Consider the following 19,754-nt stretch of genomic DNA (forward strand, 5'->3'; position numbering starts at 1 on the left):
GGAGATCCCCCATGACCTTAGACTTTTATCTCTATGGCGCAGGCCCTCAATTGCAACGAGCCTTGAACGCTGTCGCCACTTTTTTTACCACCAACACCTTTGGCTCGTTAATCGAAATCGCCTTACAACTGGCTTTTATCATCAGTGCCACTCTGTTTTTTATCTATCGAGACGCGAAACATGTGATGCGTTTTATGTTCATTTACTTGGCTATCCCTACTTTTCTTATCAGCATGAAAGCCACCGTCCATATCAATGACGCGCAAGATCCCATGCGTATTTATTACGTGAATAACGTGCCTTACATCGTCGCGATACCCGGTTGGGCGGCCACCACGTTCATGCAAGGCCTAACCGAAGGCATTGAAATCGTCTTTAGCAGTACAGAGGATGAAAGCTACAGCTCCTCGGGCATGGTGTTTGGTTCGAATTTATACACGTTGCTTCGTAGCGCCAACGCCGAAACCGTTGATCTGCAACGCTATTGGAAAGACTTTTATCACAACTGCATCGTCGGAGACATTCGAATTAACAAAAAGTACTCCATGCAAAACATCCTGCAAGCACCGGATTTACTGGGTTTTCTCGCCACAAAATCGATGTCCCCCATTCGTGGACTCTATAACCACCAGGGTGAATACAGAACCTGCCGCGACGCGTTTCCTGAACTCACTCAACAATTTGACGAAGAAGCCAATCGAACCTTCAATAAACTGGGCGCCTATATTTTGGGAAGAGAGAGCAATATCAACTCAACGTTTTTAAGAAACGCCATCGAGAATAGCCACCTAGATTTAATTGGGGTCAGTAACAGCGCGGTCAATATTTTAAAACAGAACATGGTCATCAACATGACGCGCTGGAACATCGAAAACACGCACCGAGGTATCGCGGCCAACTACGCCTACACCGCCAACCAAATGCAAACGACGACCATGTGGGCCAACATTGGACTGCAAGCCAAAGAGTTCATTCCAATGATGCACTCGATAGGGGTGATTTTGTTTGTCTGCTTTGGGGCGATCATTGCCATCATTGCCTTGCTGCCACATATGACGCTGCCTGTCCTTAAAAACTATGTGGGCAGTTTTTTCTATCTGGCGACCTGGCCAATGATATTCACCATCCTCAACGCGATCATGATGTGGTTCTTAGAAGGGGCGACCCAGGGCGCGACACAAGGGTTACGCGGCATTACTCTCTCGAACATGAGCGGCATTGATTACGTCAACACACGTTACGCCGCCATTACTGGTTACTTGATGATGTCCACCCCCGCGATTGCCTTAGCGTTAACCAAGGGGGCGGCGGCCATGATGAGCAGTTTAAACTACCAACTGGCGGGGATGATAAACCAAACCAATGCCCGTACTTCAGCCGCGGCCTCAAGCGGTGACATCAGTCACGGTAATACGCAAATGCAGACCCACACATTTAACAACGTCAATGGTAATAAGTCTGATACGTCGACCCTGTTGAAACAGCACGGTACCACCACCCAAGACACTAAAGGTATGCTTTCAACGCAATACGGGGATACCACCGTGTATGACACCAGCCCTACTGCGTCGAATTTCCAATGGAACGTCGCATCAACCAGTCAATACAGTGAAGCGGTGCAAGACTTGCGCACCAATGCTCAATCCAACCTCTCGACACAACAAGCGGCCTTGTCGCAAAGCACACAAAGTGGCTCTCAACTGATGGCCGATTGGAAAGAGAGTTATTCGTCAACCCAAGGTTACGGTTTAATTCATGGACACGGTGCAACTGCGGCGGCTTCAAAAGGCTTAGAGCAAGTGAGTCAAGCCACAGAACAAGTCATCGCAGCAACCGGTTGGAGCCATGAGAAAGCCAATGCCTTCTTACACTCTGCGTACGGCGGTTATGACGTGAACGCTGGACTGTCAAGCGGCGCTCTTGGTGACTTCCTAGGATTTAATGGGAGTGTGAACGCGTCCACAGGACAAAAATTGACCCAGGAAGACCGCGAAACGCTCAGCAGCATGAGCAACGAACAACAAAGCCAAATACAAGCCGCCATCGAGTCCTACCGCTCAGGAGCCAACCAAACCATAGAGGCGAGCAACCGCCTCACGGCCGATGAACGTAATACAGAGATGGGCACTTACGCCACTGGCTTTACGGCGAACTTTGGTGAGACACAAGGCTTGATAACGTCCACGACACAAGCTCAGCAAGAGGTCGATACGCTCAGTCAAGTCAACAGCCAAGAGCATCGTCAAGTGGCCAGCCTGATTGAGAAACTGGAAATACCATTCCAAGATTTTGTGGAGGAGCAATATAAATCTGAAGAAGGACGAGCAAAGCAGATTCTTACCGGTAGTAATGATAAATCACGCCAAGATCGAGCAAATGAATGGGAAGCATTTAAAACAACCGACACGTTTAAAGATTTTGTGCTCGCCAGCGTACCCACTCAAGAAGAGCACGAACAAACCTTTAATCCTGAGCCGACCCAAGCCGAGTGGCAAACGATGGTGGGCGAACAATACAAAGGTAAAGCTCTAGGCAACACCAGCCAAACGGTGATTGAGCAGCATGAACAGCGCGGCGGCACTGAGCGTTATTACAACCCAGACAACCACTCACAAATCGTGGAGGAGACACGTGAACAATTTGAGGGCACCAGTAACCGTGTTGAGCCACCTTCCACCTTGCAGCCAACAGAGAATGAGGAGGATAAAACCCGAACTTAACTATAAATAATGGTTAATTATTGAGCAACCCAAGTAAGATATCAAACAACCTAGTATTATACACAGTATTAAATGGAGAGAATAATGATGATGAAATGGATCGTATTAGGCTTATTCACATGGTGCTCTTTTTCAGGAGCTACGGCACAAGGTTTTGATGAACTTTCAGGCAGTAAAAACAATCCAGCCTCTATGACGTATTACTTGGAGTATTATAAAAAGACGAATAATCAAGAGTATCAATACTTATTAGCCACCGTTCGTGCTGCTGCAGATACGGTAGATTTTTATACCACTCGATTAGATGCTCGCGATCAGCGCATTGATTATTGCTTGCCCATGAAAGATGCAGCCAATCGCGACACTTTATATAACTGGAAAACAAAAGAGTTAATGGATCTTATCAATAACCAAATTGAGCATGATCCTCGTGTAAAAAAATATAATAGGCTTGCAGGCTCTATCGGAAGCTACCTTGTTGCCGCTCTCAAAGAGCAATATCCTTGCCCTGTACAAAAGCAGTTGTAGGCTGTTGGTTTACCCTACCAAAAGTTATCCATTATTATCATGCCGTTCGCTACTACCCCCGTGATATCTCACGGGGATAAACTTAGACCAAGCTACTGACTGGCGGCGTTTTTCAAGGTAATAATGACTGCGCCCTCTGCTGTGTCCTAATAGGCTGATATATACCTATAGGCTTTCAACCAATCCAAGTTCATTATTTGTAATCTAGTTTAATTTTTTGCTGAAACTACCCCTGTTGATCCCCAACATCCTAGCAGCCTTTGATTGATTACCACGCGTATGAGTTATCAACTCAGTAAACAATGTTTCTATCACCGTAGGAGTAACCCAAGACATATCAGGGCTAGATGATTTATTATCAAACCATGTTAGCTCCAATTCTGCTCGGATAAGTTTTTTCAAATGGTCTTTGTTGATTGGGGTTAGTTGGTCATTCATATAAATTGAAGGTTTTTAATCGATTTTATCATGTTGGAAAATTTATCATGAAAGTGCCTTAAAATCTGCTAACTCCCAAATTTGATGTCATGCAGGCTTGGGGTTGTAGTCTCTTGGAAAGCCCAGTCATCTTGACCTGAGTATGTCGTCTACTCGACAACTATGAGTTAGAAGTATTCGGATACCAAACAAGGAATCCGAATTCAAGCGTTGCCTTCCCTAGCTCATCAATAGCTATCATACTGATAAGTAACACCTTACAAACTATACCCATTATCTACCGCTTGTGTTTTAATGCATCTAAACGCTTATCAGGTAATCTGCAAATGGCACGAAAAAACGATGGAATCATATGGCACTTAATGGACGCTCCATGGTGGTTAAGCATAGTGCTCTCTGCTTGTATTTATTTTGGGTTTTCATATCTATTGCCTAGCTTGGCCGTGGATAGCAATAATTTCATCTTTGAAGCTATTGCTCCAAACTTGCCCTTGATGGCTCCATATTTTACGTTCTTATTTCTTATCCCCGCACCGATAGCGTTTTTCAAGCAATATCAGAGGAAAAGAAGCTATCTCAAGACGAACACTCAGATTAAAATTCAGAGGAATACTTCCCCACTAAATCACCTGACTTGGATCGAATTTGAAAGTTACATCGGAGAATACTTTAAGTCTCAAGGGTATGCGGTCAAACAGTCTTTCGCTCAAAAATCTGATGGCGGTGTTGATCTTTGGCTTACAAAAGATAGTGAGTTAAGCCTTGTACAATGTAAGCATTGGAAAACTCGCAAAGTGGGTGTGCAAATTCTAAGGGAAATGTACGGTGTCATGATCGCGAACAATGCCAGTAAGATGATTATCGTAACTTCAGGAGACTTTACTTCTGAGGCTGTCGCTTTTTCCCTAGATAAGCGCCTGTGGCTAGTCAACGGCAGCGAACTAGTACATATGATTGAAGATGGGCGCAGCTTTCAAAATAAACCATCAATATCGCCCCAAACACACAGGGCAGGCGTCGAATCTATGATTTGCCCTAGTTGCCAATCTAAGCTTGTAATGCGTGTTGCTAAGCGAGGAGCTAAATCTGGTATGTCTTTTTATGGTTGCTCTACGTATCCAAAGTGTCGTTATACTTGCGACTGCTGAGTTTTAATCTATTCGCAAAACACGTTTGTTGTAGAAAGTAATCTTTGATGGCCCGAAAGTTGCTGCTGGCATCGATGCTATTTGGCATGACCAACAACTGATTTATTGCGGTATCCTTGGAAGACAAGGCTAAGTTTGGCAAGATATTGGAGCAATTGCCTCTTTTAAATGAGCCTTGTCCAGTTCTGAGTCAGCATGTCGTCGCGACTCATGTTCTCAATCTCTATTGTTATGCATCCTTGAAAGTGTAACATCTGTCTTAATGGTTAATATCTACGGTTGTTCCTCGTGAACAAAAATATGTGCTCAACACAAAACATCCAGGTTATCCAAAACTCATCAAAACGGCCAAAAAACACGAAAGTCTTTCGATACCCGGCTTCTATAAATCAGCGACTCCCACTGTAAATGTCCGTGGGCATTAAAGTCTGTTCATTTCCAATTTAGTTTGATCTGGTTTTGGCTACATCAAGTTAGACGGCGAAGATAAGTTAAAACACTTTCGCCCCGTTATTTTTCACAGAAAAAAAGCGGTTCAACACTCCTCAGCTGAGTTTAGGCGATTAAAACTAATGCAATCGCACAAAAATTCAGTCTTGTTTTTCATTAGATAGAGCTAAACGAAATATTGTAATTAACGGTTCTAAATCGAGTGATACCCCTGCAATATTTGCATCAATCCATTCTTGTTGAGTAATTTTAGGCCACTCGATGGTGTAGCCAAGGATAAATACGAGTTCTTCAAAGAAAAAACGTAAAGTTCGGCCATTACCTTCCCTAAAAGGATGTAACAAATTTAATTCGCAAAATAGACTGGCTAATTCTTCGATAAGATCAGGCAAAGCCAAATTGTCTAACGAAGGGATAATATCAAATAATTTTGAAGCTTCAGCTTCAATCCTAGAAACGGTACAGAATCGAGTGTAGCCTTTAGATATATCCACTTCTCGAACTTGACCTGCCCATTCAAAAATATCTTGGAATAGATGGTGATGTAGACATTTGAGGTGATTGAAGTCTAAATGCTTGATTTCAGTAACATTACTTTTGTATGAAAGGTACCTATAACTCGTAAACTCAACTTCGGCTTTTTCAAGTTCATCCGAGTCAAGTATATTCAATCTGTTAATTAAAACATCAGAATTTGAGTAACAGTATTTGTCCTGATCAGCACCATATTTATCTCGCATACTTGCGTTTTAAATCTTCAATGGTTTGAACGTTCGATTTCTTATTTATCGTCATGCCTTCATAACCCAAACTGGTTTTGAAGTTCTTTAAGCTAGGGGTAAATGTAGCTTTTTGGCGCTTCGAATTTGAGACATTGGCCATATCAATGTTCCTCTTGTTGGTTGCATTAATTGTACATGACTAATCAGCTAATGTCATGAAGTAGCGATTTTCGCAAAGCCAAGTGAGCCGCGCAGCAGCATCCTATTCTAGTAATGTCACTGGCAAAGTTTTGTCCAGAGGCTTCATTGGCCTGAAGTTTTACCCGTGGCACTTTTCTCTCAAAGTGCCAGCTAGCTCAGATCTGCCCGTGCGACGTGAAGTCGTATGAAGCGTTGTTCACCACGAAAGCGTGAACCATCTGTATCACCAGATGACCCTATGGCTCTGAATAAAGTAGCGAGCCAGACAATGTAACGAAGTCAAGTAACTACTTGGTGGGAAGTAAATCGTGAGAAGAACTTCCTCCTGACAACCACAAATCGGGTGAGTGCTAGGGAGTCAGTATGATGAACATATGTGAATCCATTTAAGGTGCGTCACATGAGAAGCAGCGGAAGTGGTTAATACGCTGTGGCCAAAAGGCAACGAGAGCGGGAAAGAAGTTGGGCAGTACTCTTTCGTGGTCATTAAGCTCTCCGCACCAGAGTGGGCATCTAACCTGACATTACGCGACATACGGAACACGGTAAGCCTGTATCATTCCTTCATGGGAAAGCTTTCTGCGAAGAAAGCCGATAGTGGTGCAGGTAGAGGATGCTGGAGAAAGCTAATGCTGTATTGTAATGATGCAGATACAGACTCATGTCTGGCACGAAAGTGAGCCTACTTCCAGCGGGTCTCCCGTTGCAAGATGATTTGAGGAACTTTATTAAAGGAGAAACGCAAATGATGACTTTATATAAAGTTAGTGCCTCTCCTAATTAACATCAACGCTACTCTTTAACCAGAATAGTTTTGGTCGTAAGTATTGAAGCTTCAAATGTGCATTGCAAAATCTGCCTTATTGGCAAGTGGGTGTACATAGTACGCCTTCGCGGAGGCTTGAGCCCAGTGCAGTGAAAGTTGCACGCTGGGTTCTTAGGAGAGCGGCACCTGGTAACAGGTGTCGCTTATCCGACCAAACCAAGTCAGCGGGTTCCAGTTTGTTAAGTTAATATCTAACAATCGGCCCAAACTCTACTAATGTGTCAAACATATTGATGGCGATCCAATGCGCATGTAGGTGATAAAACGGAGTGGATGGTTTTTTCAACAAATAATGATTTATTTGTGTTTACATTATCGAGGCAATGGATACCAATCTTTCTATCTGTAAAATATGAATGACGACAAGAGATGTTTGTGAAAGGTGTAGAGAAATTAACGATAGCTCCACGGGGGATTTATGCGGTCAGTAGCACATTATATTGCCGTATATGACTGTAGAAAATAGGAGTATCAAGTTCATCATTTGCGTCAGGACATGAGTTTTTAAACATAAGTGTGGAAGATGCCCCTAGACTGTCAATCCCATTTTAAAATGTCTTGTTGAAGAGAGGCGCGGGCTTATTATGAGTGTTCTGAGCTATTTTGAAAACCGAGTTAACGTCATCGCCTCTGTCGGAAAAAGTCTAGTCAGCCCATTCTCATAGTTTCAGGATTGGTTACTGAGTTAAATAAAGAAGCATACCAAGATTGAGTATCACTGATTGGCATTCAGAAAATGAACGATGTTATAAATATCAATAATAGCGACGTATTCGTCTGAGTCGTTAATCACTACCCATGGGAACGGATTTTTATTGCGTATCTTTTCATGTATCTCCTCGCCATGGATGGTTTCGTGCACTCTTGTGATTGTTGAGTTCATCATAGCACTAGCCACTTTAAACATAGATTGATACTCATGCGTCGTTTCTCTGTCTGTTCCCATTGCCGGAGTGGCATGCAAGTTAAACTGCTCTTTAGTAATCACTCCTACACACCTTCTGTCTATAACGACTGGAAATGCAGTGAACTGAGTTGTTTCTAAGAGCTCCTTAATCTCACGCAGGGTATGCTGGGGAGTTAATATTGGTGGGTAAGACATCAGCTCTGCCTCCTCGGTATTGGGCTCTTCGAGAGCGTTAATACCATCGACATTCACGGTTTTACGCGAAAGCTTATTGATAGGTTGAGGTCGTTCAAAGTAGTAACCCTGCATATAGTTTACTTTCAGATCGTTAAGAATTTTAACCTCTTGAAGCGTTTCAACGCCTTCTGCAACCACCTCCACATTCAATGTATGAGCAAGCTGTGTGATCATTCTTACGATGTAATAATTATGAGAGCCAACGGTAAGGTCTGACACAAACTCTTTGTCAATTTTAAGTAAGTCAAAGTTACCCCCCCTTAAGTAGGAAAAAGAAGAATATCCGGTACCAAAGTCATCAATGGCAACTTTTAGTCCCTTTTTTCTCAAATCAAACAGTAAGTTGCAGTCCTTCTGCTCGCTGTCAAAATACGCAGATTCAGTTAACTCAACGGTGATATAAGGCAGGTGTTGGATATGCTTTTTAAACAGATTGAATAAATCACGGAAAAGCGCTTTCATTGGCTTGTCTGAGTTTAGTGAAATGTTAATAGTCAACTCTACACCTGTCCCATAAAGCTCAACGAGCTCATTACGGGAGCTTATAGCCATATCTGCGATAGCTAAATCCAAATCAGAAACTAACTTCATGTCCTCAGCGACTTTTATCATCTCTTGGGTGTTTAACAAATTACCGTTGTAATCCCGAAATCTACACAAAGCTTCTAACTTGGTTACCTTCCAGTTTGATGTATTGACAATGGGCTGGAAGAAAACCTCCATCTCCTTGTTCAAGACTGACTGATTAACAATATCTTCTAGGATTTCACGGCGCTTGATTTTTTCATGTAAGGCGCTGTTGAAAAAGCAGATATTTCTGCTTCCTGAAGTATGCCTTTCATACATTGCTTGTAGTGAGTGTGAAAGAAGTTTGGTTTCATTGTTTGCATCTAACCCAAGTACAGAGCAACCAATGGTACACTCGGTGATAGCTGTGTATATCGCAGGGTCAACTCGTTGCCTAAGAGTCTTAAACCGCACTTTTATGGCATCAAATATGGAGAGCGAATGGGGTTTGTCTTGGTTGCGTTCGTATACAATGGCGATTGAAAACACGGTTTTTTTAATAAAGCCTGCGGAACAATCTTTTTCATAGTAGGCCAAAGCACTTGCAAGTTGCTTTTTGCTCTCGAATTCGAACTCTTTATCAAAACAAGGAATAAATGAAATCACCACTAGGCCTTGATTATCATTTAGAGCGATTGCTGTATCTTTCACTTTTAAGAAAAACTCATCTTCACCAGGTAACTGTGTTAATAGCTCTATACCACCATGTTCTATACCCGCTACTCGATACAACTTGTTTGATAAGTCCTGAGTCATTCCAAGGTAATAAAAACCACCTCTGATAGACTCTAAACGTTGAATTTTCAGCTCTTGCGGTTTTACTGTCCCCGTTTTACCTTCGCTAAGAATGAGACCATTCCAATAGCCGTCTTTGGTAAGTTTACTCCACATCTCTTTAAAGAAAACATCGCCATGTTTCCTCGCATTGAATATGGACGTTTTTTGTCCTAACAACTCATCTATTTTGTACCCGGACGAGTTCTCAAAGTAGGTATTGCACGCGATAATTCGTGTCTGTTCGTCGGTGATGACTATACCGTGGCTTTTGTTTTCAAAAATTTGGTAGAAAAACGAAGAGATGTCTTCCGAGATCGGTGTGATAAAAAGAGGAATAACAACACCAGAAATAAGGTGCCCTGTCATTTTTTTAGCTGCCACTACACATAGAACAATACTGTTATTGTGTGTAGCAATACATGCCTTGATTGGTTCGGGCGTGTCACCTTCTGCAGCTCGCCGAAAATGTTCCATGACGAGCTTTTGATCTCTTTTAGAAAACAGCTCCCAAAAGTCATCAATACTATTGATAGCGACCTTAGAATTAAGGCTATCAGTCAATCCCGCAATATCAATTTGAAATTGGTCGGTGTTTGTTTTCCATGAAAAAGGCATTTCCGAATATTTGAAATTGCCCATGAGATCTTTTTTGACTGCTTTCATTTTCCCTGCCAAACGTTGTATTTGAGTAAAGCGTTCATTCTAAGTATGTACAAGGTGTTCAATTTAAAGATAGAACAAAAAATTCTTTTTTCTTTTTTTAGTTCATGTAGATATAAACTTATTTGGGTTAACGAATTTTATGATGAGGAGCTTTATTGCTACAGACTCGTTTTTTCTGTCCAAATTTCAAGATTGAACCTAAACGTGGCTTTGTTACTGAAATCGATGGAACTTAATCAAGAAACTACGATCTGATCGGCTACCCCCTTAATCGTCGTAGCCTCATGCCTAAACCTCGTTACAAAACAACTAACTGGAAACAGTACATAAAGCCTTAATAAACCGTGGCTCTTTGACCTTTTGGATTGATGAGGAAACGATAGCCGAGTGGAAGCAAAACAAACAAGGCAAGCGTGGTAGACCACGCCGATTCAGTGACTTAGCCATTACTACCGCACTGATGGTGAAACGCGTTTTCTCTATGCCATTGAGAGTGTTGCAAGGTTTTCTAGACTCAGTATTTAAACTAGCTAACATCCCGCTTGTTTGTCCACACTACACCTGTATAAGTCGTCGAGCTAAAGAAGTTGAGGTTTCATTTAAAAACAAAACCAGAGGAGCAATACAACACCTGGCCATTGATGCTACTGGCCTCAAAGTTTATGGCGAAGGTGAATGGAAGGTCAAGAAGCTGGTACTGACGGGAAGCGAAGAGTGTGGCGTAAGCTGCATATCGCTGTAGATACCAGTACCCACGAAATAATCGCAGCAGAGTTAAGTTTATCTAACGTAACCGATGGCGAAGTGCTCCCCAACTTACTTAAGCAGACACGTCGTAAAATCGTTGAGATATCAGGCGATGGCGCTTATGACACAAGGAATTGCCATGATGCTATACAGAGCAAACAAGCGGTTCCGCTCATCCCGCCACGCGAAGGGGCAGCCTTCTGGGAGCAAGGGCATCCTCGCAACTTAGCAGTAGGTTGCCAAAAGCTCTACGGCTCTAACAAGGAGTGGAAAAATCGGTATGGCTATCATAAGCGCTCACTATCAGAGACAGCAATGTATCGAGTGAAACAGTTGTTAGGCGGAAAATTAAGCTTGAGGAACTACAACGCTCAGGTTGATGAGACTTACGCAATGATCAAAGCACTGAACAAGCTTACGGGGCTAGGTATGCCTGAAACTCAGTATATCGTTTAGGAATTAAGCACAACGGGGCAGACATACCTTCTCTCTGAATGATGTGCACCATCAATACTGGACAGTGAGCTTAGTGACTTTCCATACTTATGCTAATTCGTGATTTGCTAATACTTGGTTCTCCGAAACTCATTTCTGTCCAAAAACGTTTTGAAACTGGTCAATCTTAATTGTGATCACCAAGCGATTCTGTCGAACCTTAACCTTGGCACTCGTAATACACCTCCTTTGCAGCCTGTCACCTTATTTCTGATTTCATTCTACCGACCAAAAGCGCCGCACTCAGTGTGGGCGCTTTTTTTTGTTTTCCTTCACAAGGAGTTTTTCTATGTCTACGACTCGTGGTGGTCAAATCACTTTTCACAACATCCGTATGTGGTGGCAAGTGAACGTGACCACAATCAAGTACCTCAATATCTTCGCGGCCTTGCTAGGGCTTCTCACCACGTACTTCATCACCTCGACTAACACATTAACGGGGGCCTACTACTACAGTCTATTTCAGCTTTTCAACAAGTTAGGTTTTAGCTTAGAGCGCAACGTGGTGGTCGAATGGGAAGAGCAACGCTACAGCAGCACCCTTGGCCAACAACTGCAAAACCCCATCTTGGCACAGTGCTACCAAGAATTGCTACAAGCCCTGTTTGTTGGCCTACTGGTCTATGTGGCCGCTTCCACCGTGCTGTTTGTGATGATTAACCACTGGTTTAAGAGAAAAGGGCAGAAGCAGAGCGAAGATAATCACATTCGAGGCTTTCAATTGGCTGAGCCTAAAGCCGTCACCGCAGAGCTAAAAAAGAAGAAAAAACTCTCCCCTTTTGCGCTCGATGGTCACAAGCTTTTTGTGGATGGATTTGAAGTCAAACACCTGATGATTGACGGCACTACGGGGGCAGGTAAGTCCGTTGCGATTCGCAAACTCTTGCATTGGATACGAGCACGCGGAGACAAAGCCATTATTTACGATAAAGGCTGCGATTTTGTCAGTAAGTTCTATGAACCGCACAAAGACGTGATTTTAAATCCCTTCGATGAACGTTGCGCAGCGTGGGATATTTGGAGTGATGCTAAAGAAGCTCCGGACTTTGAATCGCTCGCGGCCGCACTTATTCCGCAACACGGTGAAGGCGACCCATTTTGGGTAGACTCCGCACGAACCATTTTCTCGGCAACCACCTATCAAATGATGATCGATGACAAACACGAATGTACGATTGAAAATTTGCTGCACATTATCTTAACGTCTGAGCTTTCAACGTTAGGTGACCACTTAAAAGACACCGAAGCGAGCTCCCTCGTCTCGAAAAGTATCGAGAAGACGGCGATATCCATCAAATCGGTCCTAGCGACTTACATTAAGTCCTTACGTTACTTACATGGTTTGGATGAAAAAGACGCCCAAGGCCACCGTAAACGGGCGCCATTTTCGATCACAGATTGGGTACAAGACGAATCACAACAAGGATTTCTGTTCCTATCCAGTAATGCAAGACAACACACCGCCCTCAGACCACTGATCTCGATGTGGCTTGCGATTGCCTCCAACGCCATTCTAGGAATGGAGCCCGATGACGACCGCCGAATTTGGGTGATCATTGATGAAATGCCTACGTTACATAAACTGCCTGAACTCACGCACATTATTTCTGAAGTGCGTAAATTTGGGGGGTGTTATTTACTGGGGTTGCAATCTTACGCTCAATTAGAAACCACTTATGGGCGCAACGCGGCCAGAGTCATTTTTGATTTGCTCAACACGCGCTTTTTCTTCCGCGCCCCTTCAAAAGCGATGGCCGCCATTTCCTCGGAGGACCTTGGTGATCAAGAAATCGATATCTCACGAGAAAATATCTCTTACGGTGCGAACGCACTGCGTGACGGTGTCTCACTCGGCCATCAAAACAAAACACGCCCGGTGGTTTCTCCAGCGGAAATCCAAGGTTTGGATGATTTAGAGTGTTACTTGCGCACGCCTAACTCCATGCTCATCACGAAACTGCAACTGAAATACGATCGCATGAGCAATCTCCAACCCTCCTTCATCAAACGCAGCATACTCGGAGGGAAAGCAATGGAGAGTATCGATCAAGCCTTAATTTTTCATGAATTAATTGCTTTGCATGAACTCGATGAAACCCAAAGAAACCGATTACTTGCCATTCAGCAAAGTACGTACGAAAACGAAGAAGAGCAGCAGCAAACCAGAGCCCGTCAGAAACAAACCCTTGCCAAAGCCTCGAAAAAGAAAAACCCGACCAATAACGCAACCCAAAACCAACAGCTCGCAGAAGACACACAAAATGCACTTCAGCGAGAAACCGAAGAGGCGTCCAGAACACAAATAGAACAGGGCGAGATGTACGATTAACCACACGAAATACAACATCAATGCTCACTGAGAGCAAAAACAATTTAGCCCTCCCCTGTAACAAGCCCTGCCCCCTCTCATTCGCATCAACACCGTCGCTAACCCATTCGCACGGAATCCAAATCACCGACATTTCGCTGACGTGGCGGCTTTGCTGCGCCCCAACAAAGGAGAACACCTCATGATGTCTATTAGCCCTCTTAAATCCGCCTCTGGCGCCGCCAAGTATTACTTGAACGAAGAAAACACACCAAATACCTTTGATACGTCACTCGAGAAAGACAGTAACGACAACTACTACCTCAAAGAAAGCAGTACCAATGAAAACACTTTTTGGCACGGTCAGTTAGCCAAAGAAGCAGGCCTAATCGGTAAACCGGTTAACCAAAAAACGTTAGAGTCCGTTTTATCTGGACACTTAGGCAATGAAACCATCAAAGGTAAACGGGGTGACCATAAATGTGGTTTTGACCTGACTTTTTCAGCACCAAAAAGATTAAGCACGCTCGCACTCGTTGGCGGGGATACTCGCCTTATTGATGCACATAATGACGCGGTCAAATTCGCGCTATCGCAACTAGAAAAAGACGTGGCACAAGCCACGCACATCAATGACGAAGGCGCTCGTGAGTTCATCAATACCGAATCGATGGCCTTTGCGGTCGTCCGCCATAAAACCAGTCGTGAAAACGATCCACAACTCCATTCCCATGCCTTAACGGCAAACATGACCCGCGACAAAGAAGGGCAACTGCGTACACTCGCCTCTTCTCTCAAACAAAAAGGCGGCGTCATCAATGGGACAGGCGAGCGCATTTACCACTTCCAAAAATACTACGGTATTTTATACCAGAGCCAATTGGCTAAAGAAGTTATAGAGTTAGGCTATACAACGCGAGCCCTCGGCAATGGTCAATTTGATGTTGAAGGCGTTCCTCAAGTATTAATCGACACCTTCTCCACTCGCTCACAACAAATAGAACAACAAACCTTAGACTTAGGCTTTGAATCCCGCGCGGCAAAAGACGTAGCCAACCTTGATACGCGCAAGTCCAAAACCTACGAAAGTGAGGCAACGCTCAATGCTCATTGGCAACAAACGGTGCGCAATGCAGGCCATAAGCCCGAAGAACTGGTTAAAAACGCCCTGGGGATCACTCCACAAGAACAGAACCCTGAAGAAATCGCTAAAGACGCGTTTGGTCGCGCCGTTGAACACTTAGGGCAATACAACACAGCATTAAAACTGGAAAAGATTATAGAATTAGCCGCGGCCGAGTTTACCAAAGGCGGCGTACAAGCCAATGCGATTGACCTTAAAATGGTCGCTGACCAATGGGTGAAAAACGGTGCTCTCATCCCTCTTTCGGAAAAAGGTCAATACACCACTCAAGCCATGCTGAAAACCGAACAAGCGTTAATGGCGGCCAGCAAAGGGCGTACGCGCCATATGCGCACGCCAGTCAATGACGCTACGTTAGATAAATTAAACCTCACTCAAGGCAACCGCCAAAAGGTGGCGGACATTTACCAGTCCACCAAGCAGTTTCATGTGGTGAATGTGTTTGGCAACAGTGAACAAATCGCGCAAAACCTCTTGAACGTCGGCAACCATGTCGGCAAACGTGTCCACTTAGTGTCACAAAACGCCAAAGACAAACACCGTCATAGCCAAACCATCCAACGTGAAAGTCATACGGTCGCAACCTGGATAAAACACCGATTTCAAGAAGAGCAGCGCCACTCTGTCCATAGTTTGTTGCACTCAGACGTCCCTATGACCAACAAAGACATCCTTCTTGTCGACAGCGCCCACAAAATGAGCGCCAATGAGTTGATGGCTTTAAACGCAAAAGCTAAGGGATCGGGTAGCAAAGTCATCTTGCTGAACAACACGTCCAGTCGCCAAGGTTTTAAATCTTATAACGCCATCGAGCTTTATCGCAGAGGCAACGTCGTCTCGCACTCTTGGGTAGACAGCAAACAGAAAGACAGTAAGGTTACCTTGCACAACAGCGATACACGCACCCTCGCTAGAGCGTATACCCACTTACCAAACAAAGAAAACACACAAGTGCTGGCGACTTCTCACCTTGAACAACGACGATTGACGGATGCGATCCGGTCCTCTCTGCAGAACGAGGGTCAACTTGCCCGCAGCGGTATCACCTTGTTCACTCAGCAGCCTCATTATTTGTCTAAGCCCCAACAGGAGTTAGCGCAACATTACAAGCCAGGTATGACCCTTCGCCATTGGGAAGACGGAAAACCTCAAGAGTTAGTGGTTTCAACCTCGGATAAGGCAAACAATCGACTCCATGTCCTGAGCAAAACCGATGGACAAGAATACACCCTCGATCCCGCTTCCGCCGGATTCAAAGCCCTCAACATGCAGATCTTTAAACCTGACTCGCTGCAAGTTAACCAAGGTGAACGCCTCATGATCACAGGTAAGCACTTTCCATCTGAGTTGAACGCCAATGAGCGTTACGTAGTCACGGATATTTCTAAAGAAACCCTAACGTTAACGGACACGCAGGGCGAATCGAACACCATCCCCGTTGAAGCCCTGAAAGACGCACCACTACAATACGACTATGTCCATACCGCCAGTCATATCGAACCAAGGGCGCACACCCTCCTTTCAGGCAAAGCCTTTACGCTCTCGAAAGCGCTCTTTCACGAGCTGACCGAGAAAAGCGCGCGCATCGATGTGTTTACCGACAACCCCGATAAAGCCCAGGCCGCGCTTGAGAAAAGCGAAGTGAAGCTTTCTGCTATCGAGCGAGTCATGCAGACTCAAAACGTCAACGACCGCTACCTCTCTGAAACCACCGCCGCCACAGTCAAAAGCGACATCGAGCAAGCCCTCACTCTCTTAAACAAAGAGCACAATTCACCACTGCAAGAGAAAGCGTTGAACTTTGCCCTGGGTCATCTTTCTGAAAAAGAAGCGGCGTTTACACAAAAAGAGTTAGTCGTCGAAGCGATCCGTTACGCTTTTGAAGAGGCCAATCAACCGATAATCAAAGAGCAAATTGAAACAGAGCTCGCCAAACGAAGTGATGTCCTCTCTGCCGAATACAGCGATGGTACACGCTGGACCACCCAAGCGGCACTCGATACCGAAAAACACATTTTACGAAACATTGATCAAGGGAAAAATCAACACAAGTCGTTTGCCACCCACCAACAAGTCAGAGATTATCTCGATGCACAGCCTCGCCTTACCCAAGGGCAAAAGGACGGCATCACCCTTATCTCAACGACCAAAGACAGTTTTGTGGCCGTGCAAGGTTTGGCGGGCACCGGTAAATCCACCCTGCTCGAATCCAACCTTGAATTGATTCAACACGCCACCCAAGCCAGTAACCAGCCACCTTCGCAAGTGATTGGTCTGGCGCCAACGCACGCCGCCGTCAGCGAACTGGAAAGCAAAGGACTACAAGCGCAAACGCTGGAAAGCTTACTGACCGACCTAAGACGTGGCATCACCTTACCAGAGGACTACAAAAACACGCTGTTCTTCCTCGATGAAAGCTCCATGGTCAGCAACCAACAAGCCAAAGAGCTCACCGACCTTGTATTACAAAGCGGCTCCAAAGCCACCTTGCTTGGGGATAAAGAGCAACTGCTTTCTCTCAATGCAGGTAAACCGTTTGAATTGAGCATGAGACAAGGACTCATCGATACGGCTTTTATGACCGACATCATTCGTCAAAAGAATGAAATACTGCTTAGTGCCGTACACAATATTGTAGATAAGCAGCCAGACAGCGCCCTCGATAAACTCTCTCAGCAAGGCCCTGATACACTCGGTAGCACGCAACATATCGTCTCAACCCTCGATGAGAATGCGAAAGACCAAAGCAAAGCGCAACTCATCGCCACTGAAAAGCTGCCTTACGCGGTGGCGCAGGACTACCTTGCCCGCACGCCCGAGACACGAGAAAACACGCTGATCATCGCTTACACAAATAATGAGCGTGACCACATCACTGAGCACATTCGTGCCGGACTGATGAAAACACAGGAGATAGGCCAAGAAAACATCATCACCACCCGATTACGCTCTACAGGTGATAGCAAAGAAGAGTTGACCACCATGATGCCTTATCAGAAAGGGCTCATTTTAAGCACCAAGCCAGGAGAGTACGACATCATTACCCACGTTGATTCGGAGCACGGTTTAGTGACTCTTCAAGACGTAAATACAGGTAAGACAAAGCCATTTTTGCCACGCAACAAAGACCACAAATACACGTCACTCTTCGTTCAATCAGAAAAGCCACTTTCAACCGGGGATAAAATCATGACCCGCTTTACCGACAAAGCGCGAGGCATTAAAGCCAATGTGGAATACACCATCAGTCATGCCACCAAAGAAGAAATCACCGCGCTGTCGAAAGAGGGGCAAACGTTAAGCCTTAATCCAAACCAACTGAAAGACGGGCATTGGGATTACGCTTACACCAGAACCGCAGATATGGCGCAAGGCGCGACGTATCAGAACGTCATTACCACCCTAAAGGGTAAAGGCGCACTGACGAACTTAAGACGCGCTTACATCGATTTAAGCCGGGCGAGTAGTCATGTGAAACTCTTTACTGACAGCCCAAAACAGATGATGAAGAGCTGGTTATCGAAAGAGGTCAATAAACACAGTGCCATTGAAACCATCGAGAACATTGCACCACACAGTACGCCTTACTTTAATGACAAGGCCCTACCTCATGAAGACGTGCGTTATCAAAATAGGAATGGAGATTTTGACTACCACCAATTTAAAGAACACATCAACCAAGCGTTACCTAAATACACCGAAAGCTTAGCCATCAACCTATTGGGACAACCGAACCCATCTAAATCAGACCGTGACTATTTAACTTTTGGTATCGGTAAATCGGCGATAAAAGTGTCATTAACGGGGGAATATCGAGGGTATTTTAAAGACTATACCACCGGTGAAAAAGGCTCACTCATCAATTTGATGATGAGTCATAAGGAAATAAATTATAAGGAGGCAATGAAAGAAGCCCATAACATGCTCAATAATCCTGATAAATACCAACTCACCGCCAACCCCAAACATGATCAATTACTGAATACGACGCCAAAACACATGGCACAATTTGAAGAGAGAGCGAAAGAATATATACAAACCAGTCAACCACTCACAGGCACATTAGCCGAAACTTACCTCAATAAATTCGGGATTGAACACCCTAAGAATGACCATGTTCATTTTCATCAAGCGGTGTATTCCTCAGAGGACAAGGCATTTCACCCTGCGATGATAACCAACATTCACGATAAAAAAGGAGAAACAAAAGCAATTGAAGTCACTTATTTAGACGGGCAAGGAAATAAAGACCCAGCACTCGACATCAATCCAAGGACCTTAGGCACGAAATCCAAACAAATGACGCAATTTCATCAAGGCCGTGATTTACACACCACCATCATCAGTACCTCAATCGAAAATGCTTTTATCATCAATCAAGCCCACCAAGGTCAATACGACATTATCAATGTCAATCATAAGAATGACATCCAGAATATTTCCACCGATGAACTCAGACAGAATATAGTGATTGTCCTGAGTCAAGGTAATACTGACTTAAACCCCAACAACATTGAAAAAATCATGGCTAACTTTTCAGGGAGAAATATTCAGTTTGTTTCGCCTGACAATATGCTTGAGGAAATCAAACAGGGTATTGAACAATACCATCAACAAACGCATCAACAAAAAGAGGAATTCGACACACCCACTCAAGACCATGATTCATTAACCAACAAGCAGGACACTGATATTAATCAACACACAAAAGAAATCAAAGATAAAGAGCTTGAACACTTCGACAGCAAAGAACCCTCCCCTCAAAAAACGTTTGATTTTAATCAGGAGCGTGACAACAACAATGACCAATATAATAAACTAGATAGAGAGTTAGAGCGGTAGAAAAAGGGGTGTCCAATGGACTACCCTTTTTTTT

At 44.3% G+C, this 19,754-nt stretch carries 10 protein-coding genes and 1 pseudogene; 7 read left to right on the top strand and 4 right to left on the bottom strand.

All coding sequences use genetic code 11. The annotated features are described in order from the left end of the window. Window positions 1-11: 11 nt before the first annotated feature. Window positions 12-2,720, top strand: a complete 2,709-nt coding sequence (locus tag QQ041_RS17845) for a conjugal transfer protein TraG N-terminal domain-containing protein (protein WP_285954659.1) — start codon at window positions 12-14, stop codon at window positions 2,718-2,720. Between the two features lie 84 nt (window positions 2,721-2,804). Continuing rightward, window positions 2,805-3,248, top strand: a complete 444-nt coding sequence (locus tag QQ041_RS17850; RefSeq protein ID WP_082243067.1) for a hypothetical protein — start codon at window positions 2,805-2,807, stop codon at window positions 3,246-3,248. Between the two features lie 204 nt (window positions 3,249-3,452). On the opposite strand, the gene QQ041_RS17855 is transcribed toward QQ041_RS17850, so the two are convergent. Then, window positions 3,453-3,686, bottom strand: coding sequence for a helix-turn-helix domain-containing protein (locus QQ041_RS17855; RefSeq protein ID WP_285954660.1), 234 nt, complete (start codon window positions 3,684-3,686; stop codon window positions 3,453-3,455). A gap of 326 nt (window positions 3,687-4,012) precedes the next feature. Here QQ041_RS17855 and QQ041_RS17860 point away from each other — a divergent pair, with 326 nt between their 5' ends. Then, window positions 4,013-4,834, top strand: a complete 822-nt coding sequence (locus QQ041_RS17860; protein ID WP_285954661.1) for a restriction endonuclease — start codon at window positions 4,013-4,015, stop codon at window positions 4,832-4,834. A 590-nt stretch (window positions 4,835-5,424) separates the two neighbouring features. Here the strand turns inward: QQ041_RS17860 and QQ041_RS17865 are convergent. Both QQ041_RS17865 and QQ041_RS17870 read right to left on the bottom strand, forming a co-directional pair. Continuing rightward, entirely contained in the window at window positions 5,425-6,024 is a 600-nt protein-coding gene (locus QQ041_RS17865; protein ID WP_285954662.1) for a Fic family protein, read from the bottom strand. After that, window positions 6,014-6,166: a hypothetical protein gene (locus QQ041_RS17870; protein WP_165901749.1), complete on the bottom strand. Its 153-nt coding sequence runs from the start codon at window positions 6,164-6,166 to the stop codon at window positions 6,014-6,016. Before QQ041_RS17870 ends, QQ041_RS17865 begins: the two co-directional genes overlap by 11 nt. A 457-nt stretch (window positions 6,167-6,623) precedes the next feature. Between QQ041_RS17870 and QQ041_RS17875 the strand changes: the two genes are divergently transcribed. Next, a complete protein-coding gene (locus QQ041_RS17875; RefSeq protein ID WP_285954663.1) occupies window positions 6,624-6,887 on the top strand; it encodes a hypothetical protein in 264 nt (87 codons plus the stop codon). An 861-nt stretch (window positions 6,888-7,748) separates the two neighbouring features. Here the strand turns inward: QQ041_RS17875 and QQ041_RS17880 are convergent. After that, complete coding sequence (locus QQ041_RS17880) at window positions 7,749-10,184, bottom strand: EAL domain-containing protein (RefSeq protein WP_123422765.1); 2,436 nt, start codon at window positions 10,182-10,184, stop codon at window positions 7,749-7,751. Window positions 10,185-10,468: 284 nt separating this feature from the next. On the opposite strand from QQ041_RS17880, the pseudogene QQ041_RS17885 reads away from it, so the two are divergent. The 3 genes and pseudogenes from QQ041_RS17885 (at window position 10,469) to traI (ending at window position 19,720) form a co-directional block, all read left to right on the top strand. Further along, window positions 10,469-11,387, top strand: a pseudogene (locus QQ041_RS17885) (IS5 family transposase). Between the two features lie 328 nt (window positions 11,388-11,715). Beyond that, entirely contained in the window at window positions 11,716-13,755 is a 2,040-nt protein-coding gene (gene traD, locus QQ041_RS17890; protein ID WP_285954664.1) for a type IV conjugative transfer system coupling protein TraD, read from the top strand. A 181-nt stretch (window positions 13,756-13,936) separates the two neighbouring features. Further along, window positions 13,937-19,720 carry a conjugative transfer relaxase/helicase TraI gene (gene traI / locus QQ041_RS17895; protein WP_285954665.1) on the top strand — a complete coding sequence of 1,928 codons (5,784 nt, stop codon included), beginning with the start codon at window positions 13,937-13,939 and terminating at the stop codon, window positions 19,718-19,720. The last annotated feature ends 34 nt before the right edge of the window (window positions 19,721-19,754 follow it).

The organism is Vibrio sp. TMPB1044, assembly GCF_030442075.1.
GTDB lineage: Bacteria > Pseudomonadota > Gammaproteobacteria > Enterobacterales > Vibrionaceae > Vibrio > Vibrio satsumensis.

Excerpts from the sequence above, each read along its gene's own strand:
- QQ041_RS17845 (WP_285954659.1), top strand. The coding sequence starts at position 12 with ATGACCTTAGACTTTTATCTCTATGGCGCAGGCCCTCAATTGCAACGA.
- QQ041_RS17850 (WP_082243067.1), top strand. The coding sequence starts at position 2,805 with ATGATGATGAAATGGATCGTATTAGGCTTATTCACATGGTGCTCTTTT.
- QQ041_RS17855 (WP_285954660.1), bottom strand. The coding sequence starts at position 3,686 with ATGAATGACCAACTAACCCCAATCAACAAAGACCATTTGAAAAAACTT.
- QQ041_RS17860 (WP_285954661.1), top strand. The coding sequence starts at position 4,013 with ATGGCACGAAAAAACGATGGAATCATATGGCACTTAATGGACGCTCCA.
- QQ041_RS17865 (WP_285954662.1), bottom strand. The coding sequence starts at position 6,024 with ATGCGAGATAAATATGGTGCTGATCAGGACAAATACTGTTACTCAAAT.
- QQ041_RS17870 (WP_165901749.1), bottom strand. The coding sequence starts at position 6,166 with ATGGCCAATGTCTCAAATTCGAAGCGCCAAAAAGCTACATTTACCCCT.
- QQ041_RS17880 (WP_123422765.1), bottom strand. The coding sequence starts at position 10,184 with ATGAAAGCAGTCAAAAAAGATCTCATGGGCAATTTCAAATATTCGGAA.
- traD (WP_285954664.1), top strand. The coding sequence starts at position 11,716 with ATGTCTACGACTCGTGGTGGTCAAATCACTTTTCACAACATCCGTATG.
- traI (WP_285954665.1), top strand. The coding sequence starts at position 13,937 with ATGATGTCTATTAGCCCTCTTAAATCCGCCTCTGGCGCCGCCAAGTAT.